Raw genomic sequence first — 19425 nt, 5'->3', positions numbered from 1 at the left:
GGGGAGCAGGCGTGCTCGCAACCAGCCTCCTTGGCCGCCTCCGCCGCCGTGACCCGGGGTACGCCGTCCTGCGACGTGCCGCCCGGCTGACGCTCGTGGCGTCCGTCGTCTTCTACGGCTGCCGTTACGGTGCCGGCAGTTCGGTGCTCGCCACCTACGGTCTGTTCGGCACGATCGCCGCCGGGGCGTTCGCGCAGCTGCCCGGTCCCGCGCCGCAACGGGCGCGGATCCTGGTCATCTCGCTGCCGGCGGTCTGGGCGCTGATCGCGGCGGGTTCCCTGTTGGCCTGGAGCACGTGGGCGGCGGCCGGCGGGATGCTGGTCATCGGGTTCGTCGTGGCGTTCGGCGGGGTCGGCAACCCGCGCCTGGTGGGGTGGGCCAGCGCGTTCCAACTCTTCTACATCCTGGCGTCCTTCCCGCCGTACCAGCCGGACACGCTGCCGCAACGTCTCGGCGGCGTCACGCTCGCCATCGTGCTGCTCGCCGCGGCCGAGGTGCTGCTCTGGCCCGACCCGGTGCCGGTCTCCTACCCGCAGCGACTCGCCGAGGCGGCCGACGGCGTCGCGGCGTTCCTCGACAGCGCCGCCGGCGCGCTGACCGAGCCGCACCCGGACCACGCCGGCCGGAACGCGCGACGCCAGCGGGCGTACGACGTCGTCGGCCCGCTTGATCTGGCCCGTAACCCTCCGGCGTGGGCGCCCACCGCGGCGGGCGCTCAGGACCGTGCGTTACGGATCTGCGCGGCGGCGTTGCGGGAGGTGCTGGCCAAGGCGGACCGGTTGGCGGCGGACGTCCCACCGGAACCGATCCCGGACCTGGCGGCGGCGCGACTGCTGCGCGTCGGCGCGGACACGACCCGGGCGGCCGGTCGTAGCCTGACCGCGGGCGGAGCACCAGTGGACCTCGATGGTCTGGACGCCGTGGTTGGGCGGGCCGAGGCGGCGGTGGGCGAGGGCGACGGTCAGCCACCGGACGTGCCCCGGTTGTGCCGGGACGCGACGGCGCTGGCCCTCGCCGACCAGGTACGGGTCTTCGCTGTCGGCACCCGACTGGCCACCGGATCGCGACTCGACGGCGTGGATGCCCCGCCGGGTTTGTTCGACTACGCGGGGCACAACGAGTGGACGCTGTACTGGCGGCAGTTCCGCTCCCACCTGGCGCCCCGCTCGGCCCACCTGCACAGCTCGCTGAGGCTGGCCGTCGCCTTGGCCGTCGCCCGGGTGGCCGCCGGGTTGCTGCAGCTCACGCACGGCTTCTGGGTGCTGTTGGCGACGCTCACGGTCCTGCGCACCTCGGCCGCGGACACCCGCTCCGCGCTGCGGCCCTCGGTGCTGGGCACCATCGCCGGCGCCCTCGTCAGCGGCGCCGTGATGCTCGTCGTCGACCTGCCGATCGTCTACGCCGTCGTCCTGCCGGTCACCCTGATCCTGGCCTTCGGCGTCGGACGCCTGCTCGGTCCGGTCTGGCAGCAGGCGCTGTTCACGGTGCTGCTGACCGTCGTCTTCGCCCAGCTCGACCCGCAAGGGTGGCGGCTCGCCGAGGCGCGGCTCGTCGACGTGCTGCTCGGCGCGGTGATCGGCGTGCTGGCCGGTGTGGCCATGTGGCCCCGTGGGGCGAGCCACGACCTGCGGCACAACGCCGTCCGTTACCTCGCGGCCAGCGCGGACGCGGTCGAGCAGACCGTCGAGGCGGTGCTCGGCGATGCACCGTCACCGCAGCGTGCCATCGACCGGGTACGCCGTCGGATGGTTCTGATCGACTCGTCGTACTGCCAGTACCACTCCGAGCGGCACGACCCGCACCGGCAGCAGGTCAACTGGGACGCCGTCCTGAGCGCCGGACATCACGTGGTGCCCGGCGTCGGGTCACTGCTGCGGCGTAACCCACCCGGCTGTCTCGCCGGCTGGCCCGCGGCTGCGGCGTTGCTGCGCGACGCCGTCGCACATCTGCGCTCGGCGTACGACGAGTTGGCCGAGGAGGTGACCCGTGGCCGGTCGTCGGGCCCGAGGCCTGCACCGATCACCTGTGTCGACGAGCTGGACCGGGTCCGGCCACTGCTCGGCGAGGTCGATCCGCAGGCGGTCCGGCACCTGGTCGAGGTCGACAGGTGGCTCGCCGCTCTCGCCGACACCCTCGCCCTCGCCCGGGTCCGACCGGAGACTCCGGGCGAGCCGACCGGGAAGCCCTGACCTGCCGACTCACTGCGGCAGGCCGCCGATCGCCGATTGGCCGTGCCTGTCGCACACCGGTCCGCCTACCGTCGAGGTCATGGAGATCGAGCAGGCGCAGCAGTTGTGGAAGCCGGAGCCCGGTTGGTTGAACACCGCCTCCTACGGGCTGCCGCCCGAGCCGGCGTGGACGGCGTTGCAGGAGGCGCTCGCCCAGTGGCGGGTCGGCAGCAGCTCCTGGGAGGGCTGGGGTGACTCGGTGCAGCGCTCCCGTACCGCGTTCGCCGGCCTGATCGGCGTGCCGGAGGGCGACGTGGCGGTCGGCGCGTCCGTCTCGCAGATGCTCGCGCCGGTCGCTGGGGCGTTGCCCGCCGGCACGACAGTGGTGGTCCCGGACGTCGAGTTCACCTCGAACCTGTTCCCCTGGCTCGTCCAGGAGGAGCGTGGCATCTCGGTCCGCGTGGTGCCGTTGGAGTCGCTCGTCGACGCCATCGACGCGGACACCGACCTGGTCGCGTTCAGCCTGGTGCAGTCGGCCGACGGTGCGGTCGCCGCGTACGACGACATCGTGGCCGCGGCCCGCGCGTACGACGCGTTGGTGGTGGTGGACGCGACCCAGGCGTGCGGCTGGCTGCCCTTCGACGGGAGCCGGGCCGACGTGGTGACGGTGGGCGGCTACAAGTGGCTGATGAACCCGCGCGGGACCGCGTTCACCTACCTGGCTCCGGCGCTGCGCGAACGACTGCGCCCCGACGCCGCCGGCTGGTACGCGGGCCACGACCCGCACGCCTCCTACTACGGCCCGCCGTTGCGGCTGGCCGACGACGCCCGCCGGTTCGACATCTCACCGGCCTGGTTCAGCTGGGTGGGGGCGGCACCTGCCCTGGAGTTGGTCGCCGAGATCGGCGTGCCGGCGATCCAGGCGCACGACGTGGCGTTGGCCAATCGGTTCCGGACCGGGCTCGGCCAGCCGCCGGGGGAGAGCGCCATCGTCAGCGTGGACGTGCCGGACGCGGAGCGGCGTCTGGCGGAGGCCGGCATCCGGGCGGCGGTGCGCGCCGGACGGGTCCGGGCCTCGTTCCACATCTACTCCACCGAGGCCGACGTGGACGCGGCCCTGGCGGCGTTGACCGGCTGATCCCGCTTGTGGGGACGGCCGACTCGACGGTCGGCCGTCCCCAGTGTGTCAGGAGCAGCGGTTCCTCAGGAGCAGCGATACGTCAGGAGCAGCGGTCGAAGGTCGCGGCGGCGTAGGAGAGCGGCTGCCACTCCAGATTGATGCCGATGCTCATGTCCCACCGGCCGTCGGCGAGCCGACCGAAGTGGACGATTTCGCTGCCCGCGCCGTCGTAGTAGTACCATCCCTCGCCCTCGTACACGGCGAGTCGGGTGGCCGCCTTGGCCAGGGTCTTCGGGCCGACGACGCCGTCGGCGACGAGACCTCGCGCGGTCTGCCACTTCTTCGTGGCGGCCGTCGTCACCGGCCCGAACTGGCAGTCCACGTCCGAGTAGGCGAGGTAACCGTCCGCCCACAGGATCATCTGCCACATGGCGACCACGTTGCTGTACGAGCGGGTCGACGCGGAGATGGGGCCCTCGTCGTTCCAGTCGTCGGTCCAGGTGCCGGAACCCGCGACGTAGCCCTGGCTGACACTCGCGGACGCCGGCGCGGCCGCGGTGACGACGGTGCCGAACGTGGCGACGGCCATCGCCAGCGCGGCGGCCTTGATGAGTCGGTGCATGAGCGTTCCCCCTCTGATCCCCTGGTGGGTGTCATAGGGGTAGATGAGCGAACGGCCCACGTGGTTCACGAGCAGCCGACTGCTCCGGCTGCTCCGCGTCGAAACCCGCCAAGATCCGCGCAACATCAGGGATCTAGGTGTCTCCCGCGTGTCGGAGACAGCAACATCCGGGAAGTTGCGCGGATCTTGGCGTGGGCGTGGGCGTGGGCGTGGGCGTGGGCGTGGGCGTGGGCGTGGCGGTGGGGCCCTAGGCCAGGTGACCGCCGATCTTCGTGTAGCCGCGCAGCAGGTCCCGGGAGATGATCAGCCGCTGCATCTCGTCGGTGCCCTCGAAGATCCGGTAGAGCCGGACCTGCCGGTACCAGCGCTCGATGGGCAGCTCACGCGTGTAGCCCATGCCGCCGTGGATCTGGAGCACCCGGTCGACCACCCGGTTGACCATGCCGGCGCCGTAGAGCTTGCCCATCGACGAGGCGTGCCGGGGGTCGAGGCCCTGGTCGACCGTCCACGCGGAACGCAGCACCAGCCAGCGGGCCGCCTCCAGCTCGGTCTCCGAGTCGGCGATCATCCACTGGATGGCCTGGTTGGCGCCGATCTTCGTGCCGAAGGTCTCCCGGGTGTTGGCGTAGTCGATCGCCATCTGCAGCACCCGCTCGGCGATGCCGATGGCGTGCGACGGGATGGTGTAGCGGCCCTTGCCGATCCACTCCATGCCCAGCGTGAAGCCCTGCCCGATCTCGCCGAGAATGTTGCGGTGCGGCACGCGTACGCCGTCGAAGATGAGCGACGCCGGCCCGCCCTCGCCCATGGTCTGGATGAACTCCGAGCGCCACCCCATCGACCGGTCCACCAGGAACGCGGTCGCCCCGCCGTTGCGGGCGCCCTTCTCCCGGTCGGTCACCGCGACCACGATGGCGAAGTCGGCGTCGTGGCCGCCGGTGATGAAGGTCTTCTCGCCGTCGAGGATCCAGTCGTCGCCGTCCCGGCGGGCGGACAGCCGGATGTTGGCGGCGTCCGAGCCGGCACCGGGCTCGGTGATCGCGAAACAGGAACGCCGCTCGCCCTCGATGGTCGGGATGAGGAACTCCTGCTTCTGCTCCTCGGTGGCGTGGAACAGGATGTTGTCCGCCTCGCCGCCGAAGCGGAACGGCACGAACGTGTGGCCCAGCTCCGTCCAGATCAACGACTGGAGCACCGCCGGCAGGTCCATTCCGCCGTACTCTTCCGGGGTGGCCAGGCCCCAGAAGCCGAACTTGCGCGCCTTGAGTTGCAGCTCACGCACCTCGGAGTGGTCCAGGCCCGGCTGGTGTGCCCGCTCCCGGCGGAGCACCTCCGCCTCCAGAGGCATCACCTCGCGGCGGATGAACGATCGGACGGTGTCCCGTACCGCCCGCTCCTCGTCGGTGAGCGAAAAGTCCACGGTGGTCCTCCTGGCGTCGGCGCAGCCGGTCACCCATTAAACTAGCGGTGCAAGTTTTGCCGCGTCCAGACCCGACGGCCGAGACCTCAAGGAGCGCAGTGCCCCGACCCCGCCAGCCCCGGCTCACCCGGCAGCTGATCGTCGAGACCGCCACCGCGCTCATCGACGCCGAGGGCCTGCCCGCGTTCTCCACCCGCCGGCTCGCCGCCGAGCTGGGCGTCCGCGGGCCCTCGCTCTACAACCACTTCGCCACGAAGGACGAGATCCTCGACGCGGTCGCCGACACTGTCACCGGCGCCGTCGACACCGGAGGCTTCACCGGCCGGGACTGGGTCGCCGCGCTGCGCGACTGGGCCTGGTCGTACCGGCGGGCGCTCACCGCCCACCCGAACATCGTGCCGTACCTGGCGCAGGGGCCCGGTCGGCGACCGGCCGCACTGGCCATGGCCGACGCGGTCTACGGCGGCCTGGTCCGTGCCGGCTGGCCTCCCGCCCGGGCCACCCACATCGGCGCCGCGCTGCGGTACTTCGTGGCCGGGTCGGCCCTCGGCTCGTTCGCCCGGGGTTTCGTGGAGGACCCGGAGCTGTACGCGGCGCACTACCCGCACCTGCGCGACGCGCACCGGCTCGCCGAGCACCAGCAGAGCGTGGACGAGGGCGCCTTCGCCCTCGGCCTGGACGCCCTGCTGCACGGGCTGGCCGCCGAGTACGCCCGCACCGTGGATCCCGTCCGTACCGCCGGCGCGGTGGAGTCCACAGGGCCCAACGGGTAGCGTCCAAACTCCCAGCGCTAGTTTCATCGCCCATCGCGACCCCGTCGCCATCGCCGGTCGCCCACCCCCGAAGGGACGACATGGACCTCGCCGCCCCGCCGTCACCGCTGCCCGACGCCCTGCGCCTCCGGCGCCACCTGCACCTCGGCGGCGAATGGACGTCCCCCGCCGACGTCGAGCTGATCGACGTGGAGAACCCGAGCACCGGCGAGCTGGTCGGTCAGGTGCCGGCCGGCACCCCGGCCGACGTGGACGCGGCCGTGGCCGCGGCCCGCGCCGCGTTCCCCGGTTGGTCGGCGACCGCCCCCGCCGAGCGCTCCGCGCACCTGGACCGGCTGCACGCCGCGCTCGCCTCGCGCGCCGACGACCTCGCCCGCACCATCGCCGTGGAGTTGGGCGCACCGCTCAAGCTCGCCACCCGGGTGCAGGTCGGGCTGCCGCTGACCGTCCTGCGCGACCACGTCGCGCTCGCCGCCCGCGCGCCGGTCGAGGAGAGCATCGGCAACTCCCTCGTCGTCCGCGAGCCGATCGGCGTGGTCGGCGCGATCACCCCGTGGAACTACCCCCTGCACCAGGTGATGGCGAAACTGGCCCCCGCGCTCGCCGCCGGCTGCACTGTGGTGCTGAAGCCCAGTGAGGTGACCCCGCTGACCGCGTACCTGCTCTTCGACGCGGTCACCGAGGCCGGGCTGCCGCCGGGGGTGCTCAACCTGGTCACCGGCACCGGGCCGGTGGTCGGTGAGGCGCTGGCCGGGCATCCCGACGTCGACCTGGTGTCGTTCACCGGATCCACCGCCACCGGCGCCCGGATCATGCGCCTCGCCGCCGACCGGATCGCCCGGGTCGCGCTGGAGTTGGGCGGCAAGTCCGCCAACGTGATCCTTCCCGACGCCGACCTGGGCACCGCGGTCAAGGTGGGCGTCGGCAACGCCCTGCTCAACTCCGGCCAGACCTGCACCGCGTGGACCCGGATGCTGGTGCACCGCGACCGGTACGACGAGGCGCTCGACCTGATCGCCACGGCGGTCGCCGGCTACCGGCTCGGTGACCCGTTCGACCCGGCCACCCGCCTCGGCCCGCTGGTCTCCGCCGCCCAGGCGGACCGGGTGCGTGGCCACATCGATCGGGCTCTGGCCGACGGCGCACGGCTGGTCGTCGGTGGCCCGGACGCCCCGGTGCCGCCGCAGGGGCACTTCGTCGCGCCGACCGTCTTCGCCGACGTGCACCCCGACAGCGCGCTCGCCCAGGAGGAGGTCTTCGGCCCGGTGCTCGCCGTCATCCCGTTCACCGACACCGACGAGGCGGTAGCCATCGCCAACAACTCCAGGTACGGGCTGGCCGGCGCGGTCTGGTCCGCCGACACCGACGCGGCGCTCGCGGTGGCCCGTCGGCTGCGCACCGGGGCGGTGGACATCAACGGCGCGCCGTTCAACCCGCTCGCCCCGTTCGGTGGCTACAAGCAGTCCGGGCTCGGCCGGGAGTTGGGCGTGCACGGGCTCGCCGAGTTCTGCGAGCTGAAGGCGATCCAGCGATGAGCGGCCCGGAGACGTCCCCGGCCGCGTCGGTCACCGTTCGCGCGCTGGTCGCGCGGGGCTCCGGCGCCGAGCTGCGGATCGAGCAGGTACGCCTGCCCGCTCCCGGCCCCGGCGAGGTCCGGGTGAAGATCACCGCCGCCGGGGTCTGCCACTCCGACCTGTCGATGGCCAACGGCACCCTCGCCGCGAGGTTCCCGCTGGTGCTCGGACATGAGGCGACCGGAGTGGTGGCCGCGACCGGGCCGGGCGTGGAGCTGGCCGTCGGCACCCCGGTGGTCCTCAACTGGGCGCCGGCCTGCCGGGCCTGCTGGTGGTGCCGACGTGGCGAGCCGTGGCTCTGCGCCGCCACCACGGCCCCGACCGTGCCCCGCGGCGAGACCGACGACGGCGTACCGCTGCACCTGACCCTCGGCCTCGGCGCGCTCGCCGAGGCGGTGGTGGTGCCCGAACGCGCCGTCATCCCGATCCCGGCCGGGTTGCCGCCCGCGCAGGCCGCCCTGCTCGGCTGTGCGGTGCTCACGGGCGTCGGCGCGGTCGGCAACACGGCCCGGGTGGCACCTGGTGAGAGTGTGGCAGTGGTCGGGCTCGGTGGGGTCGGCCTCGCCGTCCTGGCCGCCGCCCGCCGGGCCGGTGCCACCACGATCCTCGCCGTCGACGTCGCCGAGGCCAAGCGCGACCTCGCGCTCGCCGCAGGCGCGACCGACTTCCTGCTCTCCGACGACCGGCTCTCCAAGGAGATCCGGGCCCGTACCGAAGGCCGGGGCGTCGACCACGCGTTCGAGTGCGTCGGCCGGGCCGCCACCATCCGCGCCGCCTGGCGGCTCACCCGGCGCGGGGGAGCGGTGACGGTGGTCGGCATGGGCGCCAAGGACGACATGGTCAGCCTCGGCGCGCTGGACATCTTCCACTCTGCCCGTACCCTGCGCTCCTCGGTCTACGGCTCGTCCGACCCGGACCGGGAGGTGCCGGTGCTGGCCGCCGCCCTCGCCGACGGCGCGCTGGATCTGCGTGTGCTGGTCAGCGGCACGATCCCGCTGGACGAGGCACCCATGGCGTTCGATCGGCTGGCGCGGGGCGAGGGCGCTCGCTGGGTGGTCACACTGGACTGAGCGTCCGGCCGAAACCGGGTCGTGGGTCTGCGTGGCGGCTGTTAGCGTCGCGGCATGTTCGCCACCGAGCGGGTCCGACTGCGCCCGCCCACTCCCGACGACGCGCCGAACATGTTCCGTCTGTACGGGGATCCCGAGTTGCACCTGGTCACCGACGGCGAGCCGTTCCTGCCGCCGCACGTCGGCCAGATCCGGGCCCGGCTGGAGAAGAAGGTCACCGACCCGCCCGACGGCCAGGCCAATGTGTCGCTGGTGGCGGAGACCGTGGCCGACGGCACGTTCCTCGGTGGCAGCGTGCTGTGGGGTATCAGCGCGTTCAACCAGTACGCCCACCTCGGCATCTCACTGCTACCCGAGGCACGTGGCCAGGGGTACGGGACCGAGGTGATCCGGCTGCTCTGCCGGTACGGCTTCCGCAACCGCAACCTGCGCCGTCTGGAGTTGGAGACACTGGCCAGCAACACGGCCATGCGGCGGACCGCGGAGGCGTGCGGCTTCACGCACGAAGGCACCCAGCGGGAGCGCGAGTACGACGGCGACGGCTTCGCGGACATGGTGATCTACGGGCTGCTCCGGCGCGACTGGACGCCGTAGCCGGCCCGGCTGCGGTGTCCAGTCGCGATCCCGTGGGGCGTTAGCCGGTCTGCTCGGCCAGTGCGATGGCGATGCCGGCGGGGCCGCGCAGGTAACACAGCCGGTAGCTGTTCTCGTACTGCACCAGCTCGCCGATGAGTTCGGCCCCGTGCGGGCGCAGGCGGTCGAGGATGTCGTCCATGTCGTCGACGGCGAACATGATGCGATGGGCGCCCAGCGTGTTCGTCGGCGCGCGCGGGTCACCCTCTCGGCTGGGCGGCGTCTGGTATCTGGTCAGCTCGACCCGTCCGTGGCCGTCCGGGGTGCGCATCATCGCGATGTCCGAGCGGACTCCCGCAAGGCCGACGAGGCGATCCACCGCGCTGCCCTCGACTGTCGCCTCGCCTTCCCGCTCAAGTCCGAGTTCGACGAAGAACGCCACGGCGGCGGCGAGGTCGTCGACGACGATGGCGACGTTGTCCATCCGCTGGATCGTCCCTCGCCGAGGCTGCGGGCCTCGCACGGTGGCGTCGGTCATGATGCTCTCCTCTCGGGCGGCCGTCACTTGCCGGTGACGATGCCCGGGTTGATGCAGAGGCCCGGGTTGGCGCCGTTCTTCTCCGCGATCTCCAGACAGCGGGTCACCTTGTCGACCTTCGCATTGGTCTCGGTGATCTGCTTGGAAATCTCGGCGTTCTTGCGGTCCTGCTCCAGGTTGCGGGTCTGGGCCAGCTTGTCCTGGAACGCCTTGATGTTGCCCTCGGTCTTGTCGTCGTGGTTCACCCGGGTGATGGTCACCGAGAGGATGTCCACGTCGGTGGCGAGCCGGGTCTCCGCGCTGGTCTTGATGTTCGTCGCGAACGGCTTCAGGTCGACGTTGAGGTCACCGGTCTGCGCGTCGATCTTCTCGAGCGGGTTGTACGCGGCGAACGCGTCGTTGACCGCGCTGTCGAGTTGCACACCCACCCGCTGGCCTCGGAAGCTGCCGAAGTCTCCCTTGTAGTCCATGAACTGTTTCGGCGCGTTCTCCGGCTTGACCTGCCACTCGACGAGCACCTCGACGCACGCGTCGGCGAGCGTGCCGGTGCGGACGCGTACGCAGTTGTTCCCGCCGATGTGGTCGTACTTCTGCCGGCCGGCGTCCCACTCGCCGACCTTCTGCCACGGCGCCACCCACTTCAGCCCCGAGCCGGTCACCTCGCCGGTGGGCTTGCCGAAGCTGGTGACGATGCCGACCGAGCGGATGGGCACCGAGTGGGCGCTCGCGGTGACGCCGACGAGCAGGGTGAGGGCGAGGAAGACGAGCGCCGCGAGGGCGGCCGTCCGCTTCAACGGCCGCGCGGGGGCGACCAGGGCCAGGACGGCGCTGACCGCCAGGGCGACGGCGAAGACGATCGCCATGGTGAAGCCGACGGGCATGGGGTGGGACCTTCCGCTGGGCTGTGTGGATCATCAACCTAGGAGACCCGGTCAAGCCGGCGGCGTGCGGGAGTGGAGTTCCCGCACGTCCACCGCCCGCCGGATGCCGACGCCATCGACGGTCTTCGACCCCGCGCGGTCCGCCGCTGGTTAAATCCGCGACGGCGCATCCACCGCGCGTTGTTTCAGCGAATCCCGGGTGGAAACCATCTACCCGGGGGTACGTCTGGTGCTGACCGATCCGATGCCGGCCGAGGCTGTGGAGATCGCGCACAAGCAGGTCCTGTTGGCGGCCGAGGACCTGGACGGTCACGGTGTCGCCACGCTGGTGCTGGAATTGGCGGAGGCGTGGGGCGTGCCGGCGCTCTGGGAGCAGGTCTGCCGCCCGTTGCTGGCTCGGCTGCCGGGGCGGACGGCTGCGGAGCTCGTCGTCGAGCACGCTCTCACCGAGGGTGTCCGGGTCGCGTTCGACGTGTACCGGCGCGAACCGGGCCGCCCACTGCCCGCCGGTGGGGTGCTGCTGGCCGGCGTCGAGAGGGAAGCCCACAGCCTCGGGCTGCAGGCGCTGGCGGCCGCGCTGCGCGAGCAGGGTCGCGGCTGTCTGAATCTCGGCTCGACGTTGCCCTGGCCGGCGCTGACCAGCGCGGTCCACCGCGCGCGCCCGCACACCGTCGTGCTCTGGTCGCAGACGCCGGTCACCGGCCGCGCGTACCGGCTGGTGCGCTTCGCCCGGGACTTCCCCTGCCTGCGGGTGTACGGCGCCGGGCCGGGCTGGATCGAGCCGCTCACCCGGCCGGCGGCGCACCTCGGCTCGCTGCCGGCTGCGGTCGCCGCCTGTCTGGACGTGCCTGCGGGGCGTGATGCCCACCACATACGATACGGATCGGTGCCGTATCGTTAATGGGGGTCGTAGGCTGACCCACGTTACGAGTCTGACCCGTATCGTATTGCGCCGCGGGTGAAGCGTGGGGGGAAACCAGGCATGGAGCTGCACAACAACACGGGCCACCCGAGGAGGTGGGCGATCCTGGGGGTGCTGGTGATCAGCCTCCTCGTGGTCGTCCTCGACAACACGATCCTCAACGTGGCCCTGCGCACCCTGGCCGACCCGGTGCACGGCCTCGGCGCCAGCCAGGGTCAGCTGGAGTGGGCCATCAACTCCTACACGCTGGTCTTCGCCGGGCTGCTGTTCACCTTCGGAGTTCTCGGCGACCGCGCCGGCCGCAAGCGCTTCCTGATGGTCGGTCTGGCGCTGTTCGGCCTGGCGTCGCTGCTCTCCGCGTACGCCCAGAGCCCTGGCCAGCTCATCGCGGCCCGCGCCCTCATGGGCGTCGGCGGCGCGGCCATCATGCCGGTGACCCTGTCGATCATCTCCAACGTCTTCGACCCGCGTGAGCGTGGCCGGGCCATCGGTGTCTGGGCCGGCGCTGTCGGTCTCGCCGTGGCCATCGGCCCGATCCTCGGCGGCGCGCTGCTGGAGCACTTCTGGTGGGGCTCGGTCTTCCTGATCAACGTGCCGGTGGTCGTCGCCGGCGTGGTCCTGGTGGCCCTGCTGGTCCCCGAGTCGCGTGACCCACGCCCGGGCCGCGTCGACGTGCTCGGCGTCCTGCTCTCCGTGGTCGGTCTGGTCGCCCTGTCCTACGGCATCATCGACGGCGGTGAGCACGGCTTCGACCGTCCGATGGCCTGGGGCTCGATCCTCGTCGGCATCGCCGTGCTGGCCTGGTTCGTCCAGCACGAGCGGCGCAGCGACCACCCGTCGCTGGACGTCCGACTGTTCAAGGTGCCCCGTTTCGCCGCCCCGGTCGCCATCGTCGGCCTGGTGTTCTTCGCCGCGATGGGCTCCATGTTCTTCGGCTCGTTCTACCTGCAGCTGGTGCGGGGCTACAGCCCGCTGCAGACCGGTCTGCTCTTCCTGCCCTTCGCCGGCGCCCAGCTGATCTTCGCGCCCCGCAGCGCCGCGATGGTCCGTCGCTACGGCGGCAAGGCCGTCGCCACCGTGGGGCTGGCGCTGACCGTGATCTCGCTCGCCGCGTTCGTCTTCATCGGCGCCTCCACCCCGATCTGGATCGTGCTGCTCGTCTTCCTCATCCAGGGCGCCGGGATGGCCAACATCATGCCGCCGGCCACCGAGTCGATCATGTCGGCGCTGCCGCGCGAGAAGGCCGGTGTCGGCTCCGCGGTCAGCAACACCATCCGTCAGGTGGCCGGCGCGCTCGGTGTCGCGGTCCTCGGCTCGGTGCTCTCCGCGGTCTACCGCAGCGACATCGGTGACGCGCTGACCGGGCTGCCCACGGGTGCCCGCGACGCGGCCAACGAGTCGATCTCCGGGGCGTACGCGGCGGCGGGCCAGCTCGGCCCGGCGGCGCCGGCGCTGATCTCGGCCGCCAACGACGCCTTCGTCACCGCCATGCACTGGGCGGCCGGGCTCTCCGGGATCATCGCCGCGCTCGGAATCATCGTGGTGCTGCGCTGGATGCCCGGTCGGGAGGACACCAGCCTCGCGCCGGCGGCCCCGGTCGCCGAGCCCGAGTTGGCCGGCACGGCATAGGTTCGGGGAGAATGTCGGACATGACGTCCACTGCCGATGCTCCGCGGTCGCCCGGGCGACCGCGGAGCATCCGCGCCGACGAGGCGATCATCGAAGCCACCCTCGACCTGCTCGCCGAGGGCAGCACCATCGAGGCGCTCTCGATCGAGGCCATCGCCGCCCGTGCCGGGGTCGGCAAGGCCACCATCTACCGCCGCTGGGCCGGCAAGGACGCCCTGCTGCTCGACGCGCTGCGGCGACTCAAGGGCGTCATGGCGCAGCCGGCCGGTCACTCCGTCCGTGACGACCTGGTGCTGCTGGTCGGCGCGATCGGCAAGAACGTCGACCCGCGAGCGGCGAAGATCATGCCCTGCCTGGCACCCGCCGTGAACCGCAGCGCGGACCAGTTCCAGCTCTACCAGAACATCATCTCGCCCCGGCGGCAGCTGATGCGCGAAGTGCTGCGACGCGGCATCGACGAGGGTGTGCTCCGCGCCGACATCGACGTGGAGGTGACGATGGCACTGCTCACCGGGCCCATGCTGATCCAGCGGGTGCTGCAGTGGAATCCGGACCTGGACGAGCAGACCCTGCCCGAGCGGGTCGTCGACGCCGTACTGGAGGGCATCCGCGCCCGCTGACCCGGCGTACCGGGCACGGCGTGGCTCTCCACGCCGGGCCCGGAGTCTGGTCCGGTGGCGCGGTCAGCCGGCCGGGGCGCGCAGCCGGTGCAGGCGCAGCGCGAGCTGCACCTCCAACGCCCGGTCGGGCCGTTGCCAGTCGGCGCCGAGCAACTGCCCCACCCGCTCCAGCCGCTGGGTCACCGTGTTGACGTGCACGTGCAGTTGCTCGGCGGCCCGGGCCAGGCTGCCACCCACCCCGAAGTACGCCTCCAACGTCTTCACCAGAGCCGTTCCGCGCCGGGCGTCGTAGTCGACCACCGGCCCCACGGTGGCGCTGAGGAACTGGGTCACGTCCTTCTCGCCCCGGTCACCCACCGTCCCCAGCAGCAACCCGACGAACCCCAGTTCCGCAGTGCTCGCACCCTGACCGGCGCGGCCCAGGGCACCCAGCGCGGTCAGGCACCGGTCCGCCTCCTGGAACGTGGCGGCCAGCGCCCCCGGGCCGTTCGACGGGCCACTCGCCCCGGCGGTCACCGGACGGCCGGTCACCCGGGACAGGTCCCGGGCCACCGCGCGAGCGCTGCCACCCGCGTCCTGCCCGGGCAGCATCAGCACCACCCGGCCGTCGCGCGCCGCCGCCAGTCCGCCGCGCGCCGAGGCGTACGTGGTGGCCCAGGACAGCACCCGCTGCCGAGCCGAGCCGGTCGCGGCGATCGCGTCGTCGCCCACCGCCACCAGCACGTGCGGCGCGTCCAGGTCGACCCCGAGCCGACGGGCCCGGCTGCGCAACGCGTCGGTGTCCCGCAGCGGGCGGGCGATCAGGTCGTCCAGCAGCTCGCCACGGACCCGACCCTCCGCCTCCGCGACCGTCCGACGGAACAACAGCAACAGCGCGGTCACCAGCGCGGCGCGCTCCAGGATCCGCTGATCGGCGTCGACCAGCTCGTCGTCCGGACGCAGCACCAGGGCACCCAGGTTCTCCGCTCCCGCCACCACCGCCGCGTACCAGAGCGGGCTGCGGCGCACGCTGCGCCCCTCGGTGCGCGACGCCGCCACCGCCTCGACGATGTCCGCCCGGTCCGGCTCGTCGATCTCGCCCACCCGGGCCAGCAGTCGGCCCTCGGCGTCCAGCGCCAGCAGCGCGCCGCCCAGCACCTCGGTCACCGCGGCCGCCACGTCCTCCACACCGCCGCCGCGCAGCACCAGCGCCGTCATCCGGTCGTGTGCCGCCGCCGCCCGCTCCACCGAGCTGCTGTGCGCCCGGATGGTGGTGTTCGCCGCCGACAACTCGGCCAACGCCGAGCGGGTCTCGGTCAGCAGCCGGGCGGTGTCGATCGCCACCGCGGCGTGCGCGGCGAGGGAGACCAGCAGCGCCACCTCCTCCCGGACGAACGGCCGGGCCGAACGGTTCGCCGCGTAGAGCACACCGATCGAGGTGGAGCCGAGCCGCAGCGGCACCCCGAGGATCGCGACGAGGCCCTCCTCCCCGACCCCGGCGTCGATCTCGCCGGTGTGGTGGAAGCGCGCGTCCTCGCCGTAGTTCGCGGTGACGTACGGAGCCCCGGACTGGGCCACCAGGCCACCGAGGCCGGCACCCATCGGCAACCGGAGCCGCTGGAACCGGGCCGAGACCGACCCGTCGGTCACCCGCATGTAGGTGTCGCCGCGCTCGTCGTCGTTCAACGTCATATAGGCCACGTCGGCGCCGAGCAGATTGCGGGCCCGGTGCACGATCGCCCGCAGCACGTCGTCCAGGTCACGTAGCCCGGCCAGGTCGCTGACCGTGTCGTACAGGCCGGACAGCTCCGTCTCGCGGCGGCGGCGGCGCTCCAACAACGCGCGTACCCGCAACGCCACCGACCTGGCCTGCTCCAGCTCGGCCAGCCGATCGGGCGGCAACCCGGCGGCGCGCGCGGCCACCAACGGCCCCTCGAACTCGACCGCCGCGGCCTCCCGCGCGAGCAGTTCCAGGAACTCCACCGGCGATGACATGGTCGACATTGTGCTCGGGCCCACTAGTTGGCCGTCCAGCCCCCGTCGAGGGCGATCGACGCGCCGGTGATGAACGCCGCGGGCGGCGAGCAGAGGTACGCCAGCAGCTCGGCCACCTCCTCCGGCTCGATCAGTCGCTTGATCGCGGCCCGGGCCAGCATGATCTTCTCGATCACCTCGGTCTCGTCGATGCCGTGGCTGACCGCCTGGTCGGCGATCTGGCTCTCCACCAGCGCCGTGCGCACGTACGCCGGGTTGATGCAGTTGGCCGTCACCCCGTGCGCGGCGCCCTCCAGGGCGACCACCTTCGACAGCCCTTCCAGAGCGTGCTTGGCCGAGACGTACGCAGCCTTGTACGGCGAGGCACGCAACCCGTGCACCGAGGAGATGTTGACGACACGACCCCAACCCCGGGCGTACATGTGGGGCAGAGCCCGGCGGATCAGCAGGAACGGCGCCTCCACCATGACCCGCTGGATGTACTCGAAGCGCTCGACCGGAAAGTCCTGAAGCGGCGCGACGTGCTGAAGCCCGGCGTTGTTCACGATGATGTCCACGTCCACGTCGAGGCGGTCCACCGCCGCCGCGTCGGACAGGTCCACACCCTCGGCCCGGCCGCCAGCCTCGGCGGCCACCGCCTTTGCCGCCTCCAGGTTGCGGTCCACCACGAGCACCTTCGCGCCGGCCGCACCCAGCCGCAGGGCGCACGCCCGCCCGATGCCACTGCCACCCCCGGTCACCAGGGCGGTCCGGCCAGCGAGGTCAACCTGTACGACGTGGGGGACCGCCACGGGTTCTGCCGTCATGGCGCAAGAAGTTACGAGCTGTGCCCTCCCCGGCACATGGGTCGGCGACACATACTCCAGGCCGAAGCTGTGTGGCTCGCTGTGCCCTCGCCACCCGCTGCCCACCTGCCCTCGCCGCCCGCCCGCCGCGCCGCGCCGCAAGATCGCCGCGTGCGCCGTGAGATCGCGCAACATCCAGGATGTAGTGGCATCCCGGCGTTCCGTGGCCACTACATCCTGGATCGAGCGTGACCTTGACGGCTGCGGGCGTTCCGACCCCACTCCCGGCCGGCCAGCGAAGGCCTCCGTCCTCAAGATCCGCGCAACAACGGTGATGGTGCTGCCTCCCGCGACCCGGAGGCAGCACCATCCGGGACATTGCGCGGATCTTGGGCGCGGGGTGCGGGGTGCGGGGTGCGGAGGGCGTGTCCCGTGGGGCTGGCGGGAAGGGCGACGGTTAGGGTGTCGAACACACGTACTGCTGACGGCTGGGGGAGGAGGCGGCGTGCGCGTGCTCGGTGTCGACCCGGGGTTGACCCGGTGTGGTGTGGGCGTGGTCGAGGGTGTCCCCGGGAGGCCCTGCACTCTGGTCGCGTACTACGTGGTCTACACCGACCCGGCCGATGATTTGCCGCTGCGCCTGCTGCACCTGGACCAGTCGTTGACCAAGCTGGTCGCGGAGCACCAGCCGGAGAGCGTCGCCGTCGAGCGGGTGTTCAGCCAGCACAACGTGCGGACGGTGATGGGGACCGCGCAGGCCAGCGGCATCGCCGTGTTGGCCGGGGCGCGCGCCGGGTTGCCCGTGCAGACGTACACCCCGAGTGAGGTGAAGGCGGCCGTGACCGGTTCCGGTCAGGCCGACAAGGCGCAGATGACCGCGATGGTGACCCGGTTGCTGCGGCTGGCCGAGCCACCGAAGCCGGCCGACGCCGCCGACGCGCTGGCGTTGGCGATCTGCCATATCTGGCGTGGCGGAACCCGCTCGAAGTTGGCGGCGGCGGCCGATCGGGCACGACGAGGAGGAGCACGATGATCGCCAGCGTGCGCGGCACGGTGACCGCGACGGGTCCGGACCAGGCTGTGATCGAGGTCGGCGGTGTCGGTCTGGCCGTGCACTGCGCCCCGGGGACGCTCGCGGACCTGCGGGTCGGCCAGGTCGCCCGGCTCGCCACCAGCCTCATCGTGCGGGAAGACTCGCTGACCCTCTACGGCTTCGCCGACGACGACGCCAAGTCGCTGTTCGAGCTGCTCCAGACCGCGAGTGGGGTGGGCCCGCGCCTGGCCCAGGCGGTGCTGGCGGTGCACACCCCGGACGCGGTACGCAAGGCGATCGCCAACGCCGACACGGCGGCGCTGACCCGGGTGCCCGGCATCGGTAAGAAGGGTGCCGAGCGTCTGGTGCTGGAGCTGCGCGACCGGATCGGTCCGGTGCCGATCGGCGCCGACGGTGCGGCCGGCGTGACCGGCGGCGCCTGGCCGGACCAGGTCCGGCAGGCACTCGTCGGGCTGGGCTGGACGGCCGGTCAGGCCGATCAGGCGGTGGCCGCCGTGGCGGAGACGATCGACGGTCCGACGCCGCCGGTACCGGTCCTGCTCAAGCAGGCCATCCGCCTGCTCGGTCGTACCCGGTGAGCGAGACCGACGGGCTCGTCTCGGCGTACGTCAGCGACGCCGACCGGGACGCGGAGGCGACGGTCCGGCCGAAGCGGTTGGCCGAGTTCATTGCCCAGGACCGGGTACGCGACCAGCTCGACCTGTTGTTGCAGGGCGCGATGCGCCGGGGTTCGCCGCCGGACCACATCCTGCTCTCCGGCCCTCCGGGGCTGGGCAAGACGAGTCTGGCCAACATCGTCGCCGCCGAGTTGGGTGCGGGCATCCGGGTGACCAGCGGCCCTGCCATCGAGCGGTCCGGTGATCTGGCGGCCATCCTGACGAGTCTCGCCGAGGGCGACGTGCTCTTCATCGACGAGATCCACCGCATCGCGCGGCCGGCGGAGGAGTTGCTCTACAGCGCGATGGAGGACTTCCGGGTCGACGTGGTGGTCGGCAAGGGTCCGGGGGCGACGGCGATCCCGTTGGACGTCGAACCGTTCACCCTGGTCGGTGCGACGACCCGTTCGGGCCTGTTGACCGGGCCGATGCGGGACCGGTTCGGTTTCGTCGCGCACCTCGACTTCTACGCCCCGGCTGATCTGGAGACGTTGCTGCACCGTTCGGCGCGGATCCTCGGCGTGCCGATCACCGCCGAGGGCGCCGCCGAGGTCGCCGGACGGTCCCGGGGCACGCCCCGGATCGCCAACCGGTTGTTGCGCCGCGTCCGGGACTACGCGGAGGTGCGGGCCGACGGGGTGGTCAATCTTGAGACCGCCCGTGCCGCGTTGACGGTGTACGACGTGGACGCGCTCGGTCTGGACCGGCTGGACCGCGCGGTGTTGACCGCGTTGGTCGACTCGTTCCGGGGAGGTCCGGTGGGCCTGTCCACACTGGCGGTGGCGGTGGGGGAGCAGCCGGACACGGTGGAGGAGGTCTGCGAGCCGTTCCTGGTCCGGGCTGGTCTGTTGGCCCGTACGCCACGGGGGCGGGTGGCTACGGAGGCAGCTTGGCGGCATCTGGGGCGAACTCCGCCGAATGGTACATTTGGTGCAGATAGTCCGCCGGTGCCCGATCTGTTCTCCTTGGATACCGATCAGGCGTGATGTGAACGTGATCTGTGCCGCATTCGGTGTTCTCAGGTGCAGGGTTTAGACTTCGCCGCG

The 19425-nt window shown here is 72.1% G+C and carries 18 protein-coding genes; 12 read left to right on the top strand and 6 right to left on the bottom strand.

Features of this window, described 5'->3' with window-relative positions; translation table 11 throughout:
• Positions 1-11: 11 nt before the first annotated feature.
• Both FHU34_RS22920 and FHU34_RS22915 read left to right on the top strand, forming a co-directional pair.
• On the top strand, positions 12-2189 hold the full coding sequence (locus FHU34_RS22920; RefSeq protein ID WP_145783872.1) for an FUSC family protein: 2178 nt from the start codon (positions 12-14) through the stop codon (positions 2187-2189).
• A gap of 79 nt (positions 2190-2268) precedes the next feature.
• Complete coding sequence (locus FHU34_RS22915; protein WP_145783869.1) at positions 2269-3306, top strand: aminotransferase class V-fold PLP-dependent enzyme; 1038 nt, start codon at positions 2269-2271, stop codon at positions 3304-3306.
• Positions 3307-3388: 82 nt separating this feature from the next.
• On the opposite strand, the gene FHU34_RS22910 is transcribed toward FHU34_RS22915, so the two are convergent.
• Both FHU34_RS22910 and FHU34_RS22900 read right to left on the bottom strand, forming a co-directional pair.
• Entirely contained in the window at positions 3389-3910 is a 522-nt protein-coding gene (locus tag FHU34_RS22910) for a peptidoglycan-binding domain-containing protein (RefSeq protein WP_167524884.1), read from the bottom strand.
• A gap of 247 nt (positions 3911-4157) precedes the next feature.
• Positions 4158-5330, bottom strand: coding sequence for an acyl-CoA dehydrogenase family protein (locus tag FHU34_RS22900; RefSeq protein ID WP_145783865.1), 1173 nt, complete (start codon positions 5328-5330; stop codon positions 4158-4160).
• Between the two features lie 98 nt (positions 5331-5428).
• Here FHU34_RS22900 and FHU34_RS22895 point away from each other — a divergent pair, with 98 nt between their 5' ends.
• The 4 genes from FHU34_RS22895 to FHU34_RS22880 all read left to right on the top strand — a co-directional run bounded on the left by FHU34_RS22895 (position 5429) and on the right by FHU34_RS22880 (position 9341).
• Positions 5429-6103, top strand: coding sequence for a TetR/AcrR family transcriptional regulator (locus FHU34_RS22895; RefSeq protein WP_145783864.1), 675 nt, complete (start codon positions 5429-5431; stop codon positions 6101-6103).
• A gap of 80 nt (positions 6104-6183) precedes the next feature.
• Positions 6184-7638 (top strand): aldehyde dehydrogenase family protein, encoded by a 1455-nt coding sequence (locus FHU34_RS22890; RefSeq protein WP_145783863.1) that lies wholly within the window; start codon positions 6184-6186, stop codon positions 7636-7638.
• Positions 7635-8747: an alcohol dehydrogenase catalytic domain-containing protein gene (locus FHU34_RS22885; protein WP_145783861.1), complete on the top strand. Its 1113-nt coding sequence runs from the start codon at positions 7635-7637 to the stop codon at positions 8745-8747. The genes FHU34_RS22890 and FHU34_RS22885 overlap by 4 nt, the downstream gene beginning before the upstream one ends.
• Positions 8748-8801: 54 nt before the next feature.
• A complete protein-coding gene (locus FHU34_RS22880) occupies positions 8802-9341 on the top strand; it encodes a GNAT family N-acetyltransferase (RefSeq protein WP_145783860.1) in 540 nt (179 codons plus the stop codon).
• Between the two features lie 40 nt (positions 9342-9381).
• Here FHU34_RS22880 and FHU34_RS22875 read toward each other — a convergent pair whose 3' ends face one another.
• Both FHU34_RS22875 and FHU34_RS22870 read right to left on the bottom strand, forming a co-directional pair.
• Entirely contained in the window at positions 9382-9858 is a 477-nt protein-coding gene (locus FHU34_RS22875) for a VOC family protein (protein WP_244311800.1), read from the bottom strand.
• Positions 9859-9881: 23 nt separating this feature from the next.
• The gene (locus FHU34_RS22870; protein WP_145783858.1) at positions 9882-10739 is read right to left on the bottom strand and encodes an SPFH domain-containing protein; all 858 of its coding nucleotides are present in this window, start codon (positions 10737-10739) and stop codon (positions 9882-9884) included.
• Positions 10740-10938: 199 nt separating this feature from the next.
• On the opposite strand from FHU34_RS22870, the gene FHU34_RS22865 reads away from it, so the two are divergent.
• From FHU34_RS22865 to FHU34_RS22855, 3 genes are all read left to right on the top strand, one after another.
• Positions 10939-11640, top strand: a complete 702-nt coding sequence (locus FHU34_RS22865; RefSeq protein WP_244311799.1) for a transcriptional regulator — start codon at positions 10939-10941, stop codon at positions 11638-11640.
• 81 nt (positions 11641-11721) lie between these two features.
• Positions 11722-13290, top strand: coding sequence for an MFS transporter (locus FHU34_RS22860; RefSeq protein ID WP_145783856.1), 1569 nt, complete (start codon positions 11722-11724; stop codon positions 13288-13290).
• An 11-nt stretch (positions 13291-13301) separates the two neighbouring features.
• Positions 13302-13910 carry a TetR/AcrR family transcriptional regulator gene (locus FHU34_RS22855; protein ID WP_145783854.1) on the top strand — a complete coding sequence of 203 codons (609 nt, stop codon included), beginning with the start codon at positions 13302-13304 and terminating at the stop codon, positions 13908-13910.
• Positions 13911-13973: 63 nt separating this feature from the next.
• Here FHU34_RS22855 and FHU34_RS22850 read toward each other — a convergent pair whose 3' ends face one another.
• The gene (locus tag FHU34_RS22850) at positions 13974-15893 is read right to left on the bottom strand and encodes a helix-turn-helix domain-containing protein (RefSeq protein ID WP_145783852.1); all 1920 of its coding nucleotides are present in this window, start codon (positions 15891-15893) and stop codon (positions 13974-13976) included.
• Between the two features lie 14 nt (positions 15894-15907).
• Positions 15908-16690 carry a 3-hydroxybutyrate dehydrogenase gene (locus tag FHU34_RS22845; RefSeq protein ID WP_145783851.1) on the bottom strand — a complete coding sequence of 261 codons (783 nt, stop codon included), beginning with the start codon at positions 16688-16690 and terminating at the stop codon, positions 15908-15910.
• Positions 16691-17174: 484 nt separating this feature from the next.
• Between FHU34_RS22845 and ruvC the strand changes: the two genes are divergently transcribed.
• From ruvC to ruvB, 3 genes are read left to right on the top strand one after another with little or no spacing between them, the layout of a single operon-like run.
• Positions 17175-17702 (top strand): crossover junction endodeoxyribonuclease RuvC, encoded by a 528-nt coding sequence (gene ruvC, locus FHU34_RS22840; protein ID WP_145783849.1) that lies wholly within the window; start codon positions 17175-17177, stop codon positions 17700-17702.
• The gene (gene ruvA, locus FHU34_RS22835; RefSeq protein WP_145783848.1) at positions 17699-18301 is read left to right on the top strand and encodes a Holliday junction branch migration protein RuvA; all 603 of its coding nucleotides are present in this window, start codon (positions 17699-17701) and stop codon (positions 18299-18301) included. Before ruvC ends, ruvA begins: the two co-directional genes overlap by 4 nt.
• A complete protein-coding gene (gene ruvB / locus FHU34_RS22830) occupies positions 18298-19365 on the top strand; it encodes a Holliday junction branch migration DNA helicase RuvB (RefSeq protein WP_145783846.1) in 1068 nt (355 codons plus the stop codon). Before ruvA ends, ruvB begins: the two co-directional genes overlap by 4 nt.
• The last annotated feature ends 60 nt before the right edge of the window (positions 19366-19425 follow it).

The sequence above is a fragment of the Micromonospora taraxaci genome, from assembly GCF_007830095.1.
GTDB lineage: Bacteria > Actinomycetota > Actinomycetes > Mycobacteriales > Micromonosporaceae > Micromonospora > Micromonospora taraxaci.
Note: the sequence above shows the minus strand (reverse complement) of the source record. Positions and strands in the feature narration are given on the sequence as shown.